Source organism: Mesorhizobium sp. M1E.F.Ca.ET.041.01.1.1 (assembly GCF_003997355.1).
GTDB lineage: Bacteria > Pseudomonadota > Alphaproteobacteria > Rhizobiales > Rhizobiaceae > Mesorhizobium.
Genome location: NZ_RZSL01000686.1, coordinates 1 through 2827 on the forward strand (window position 1 = coordinate 1; position 2827 = coordinate 2827).

The 2827-nt window shown below is 61.9% G+C and carries 2 protein-coding genes and 1 pseudogene; all 3 read left to right on the top strand.

Features of this window, described 5'->3' with window-relative positions; translation table 11 throughout:
• Window positions 1-17 precede the first annotated feature (17 nt).
• Window positions 18-671: pseudogene (locus EOA38_RS32575) on the top strand (adenosine kinase); the annotation flags it as partial.
• 566 nt (window positions 672-1237) lie between these two features.
• On the top strand, window positions 1238-1903 hold the full coding sequence (locus EOA38_RS32580) for a hypothetical protein (RefSeq protein ID WP_348627545.1): 666 nt from the start codon (window positions 1238-1240) through the stop codon (window positions 1901-1903).
• 376 nt (window positions 1904-2279) lie between these two features.
• The coding region (locus EOA38_RS32585) for a porin (protein WP_145966180.1) at window positions 2280-2827 on the top strand (548 nt) is incomplete at its 3' end.

Sequence of the window (2827 nt, forward strand, 5' to 3'; positions counted from 1 at the left end):
GATAGGTGTTCATCGAGCGCTCGATGATCTTCGTCACGCCGGACGGCGAGCGCTCGATGAACACCTATCTCGGTGCGTGTATCGAGCTCGGACCGGAAGACGTCGAAGCCGACAAGGCCGCCGGCGCCAAGGTTACCTATTTCGAGGGCTATCTGTGGGATCCGCCGCGCGCCAAGGAGGCGATCCGGCAGACCGCGAAGCTGGCGCACGCCGCAGGCCGCGAAGTATCGATGACGCTGTCGGATTCCTTCTGTGTCGACCGCTACCGCGACGAGTTCCTCGAGCTGATGCGTTCGGGCACGGTCGATATCGTTTTCGCCAACAGCCACGAGATCAGGTCGCTCTACCAGACCGCTTCCTTCGAGGACGCTCTCGCCGCCATTCGCAAGGACTGCAAGATCGCCGCCGTCACCCGCTCGGAAAAGGGCTCGGTGATCGTGCGCGGCGACGAGACCGTCCCCATCAAGGCGACGGCGATCAAGGAACTGGTCGACACGACCGGCGCCGGCGACCTCTACGCCGCCGGCTTTCTCTATGGCTACACGACCGGACGCAGCCTCAAGGATTGCGGCGACCTCGGCTCGCTGGCGGCCGGCTTGGTGATCCAGCAGATCGGCCCGCGGCCCCGGCAGAACCTGCGCCGCGAAGCGGAGCAGGCGGGGCTGCTGTAGCGACGCCTTTCCCTTCTCCCCTTGTTGTGGGAGAAGGTGTCGCCGAAGGCGACGGATGAGGGGTGTTCCAGCTTGGTGGACACGTTCATCCACATCCGTCCTCGGTGACAGTTGTGCCGCGCCTCGTTTCTTCCAATACCCCTCATCCGTCTCGGCGCTGCGCGCCGATCCACCCCGGCCGGGGCCCCGCTGCTTCGCAGCGTCCCGGCGTTCGCTGGCCTTTCATCGTGCCACAGGCACGATGAATTCGCTTCGCGAACCGGCTGCTCACCCCACAAGGGGAGAAGGAAGAAGCGCTGCCTGTCGCACGCCTGTCATAGAGCGCTCCTACAGCCGATGTGGGGCCTTTCCGCGACTGACATCTCGGGATGCCCGCAACAGTTGGGGTGTCAAAGAAAATGCAAGACAGCAACCTTCACGGTCGCTGCATCTGTCGCCATTGCGATTGCCGCTTTCCGTTGTAGCCGTTCAAAAACCAGCCGCGGCCAGGGGGAGGAGAGCGCGGCACGCAAGACAGACGCATGACCAGATTTCAGAATCCGCCTGAAGGGATTTCGCAGGAGGCCTTGGCCGGCCTGGTGGCCGAGGCGGTGCAACAGGCATTGATGCGGCATGGCATTCTGCTGGACGCGGAAGCCCTGGCCTCCGCCAGCGCGATTGCAGGCAGCGTTGCCGCCGCCCTTCCCTTCCTGTCTCAGACGCAACGGCTCGCAATCACCTCCTTCAAGGGTGGCTGGACCGAGCTGACGTCCGCGTTTTTCCGTGCGATGGCGGAAAAAATCGTGCGGGCAGACCAGGCAGGCGCCGAGACCGTGGGCGAAGGCCCGACAATCGGGCCTGCCAAGCCTGTCCCCCCGCCTTTGGCCGAGCGAGCCTCCGAGCTCCAGTCGATGCTCATCGAAGACTGGGCCGGCGAGGTTGCCGGGTCGACCTACCTGGAAGAAAGATTCCGCATCCCGCGTTCGACGCTGCATCGCTGGCAAAGGCGGGGCGAGGTCATCGCCCTTCGCAAGGGCGGCCGCAAACACGTCTTCCCGCTCGCCCAGTTCGTCGACGGCAGGCCGGCCCCGGGCATAAGCGAGGTGTTGGCGGCGATCACCAATCCGAGGTTGGCCTGGTTCTGGCTGACCCGCCCTTCCGCCGAACTGGATGGCCGCATCCCCATCGAAATGCTGCGTGAGGACATGATCGAGGATGTGGTTCGCGCCGCGCGCAGCTTGTCCCGGGCCTGAGTCTGCAGCGTGGCTCCTCGCCTCTGGCTCAACTATTTTCTAGAATTTTAGCCGGCTGTTCCTTCGTCACAAAACTGTAACAAATGGCACATCTGGGACACCTGTCAGGTAAAATATCCTTTTAGAACGTATACGTTGTGCAATATGTGCCATTCTTTCAAATATGTGACGTGATATTTGCGCAACAAGACTTTCATAAGAGTCCAAAAGCCGGTTTTCGAACACAAACACTGTTGTGAACGACAGCCAGTTGGGCCATGTCGAAGGCGAAGAAGCGGCGCCGATGCGCGGCTTTTTCAACGATGGGGACGGGGTGGCAAAAAAGCCGGATGGCATGCCGAGCCTGTCTTGAACCTTTGACTGGAGATTCAAGAAAATGAACATCAAGAGCCTTCTTCTCGGCTCCGCTGCGGCGCTGATCGCAGTTTCGGGCGCCCGTGCCGCCGACGCGGTCACCGTCGCCGAGCCGGAACCGGCCGAATACGTCAAGATCTGCGACGTCTATGGCGCGGGTTACTTCTACATCCCCGGCACCGAGACCTGCCTGCGCATCGGCGGCTATGTCCGCTATGACGCCGGCTTCGGCGACGTCGGCTCGTTCGATGGCCGCATGGCCACCGATCACGAGGACGGCGACTCGCAGAACACTTGGAAGAAGAACGCCCGCTTCACGCTGAAGACCTGGACCGGCCAGGAAACCGAGCTTGGCACGTTGAAGACCTATACCGAGACCAAATTCGACTTCTCGAATGGCGGCCCCACGTCTACTCCTAAGCTGAGCTTCGCCTGGATCCAGCTCGGCGGCCTGCGCGTCGGTAAGGACGAATCGGCTTACGATCAGTTCATCGGCTATGCCGGCAACGTCATCCAGGACACGATCATCCCGTACGGCATGAAGGACACCAACGTCGTCCAGTACTACTT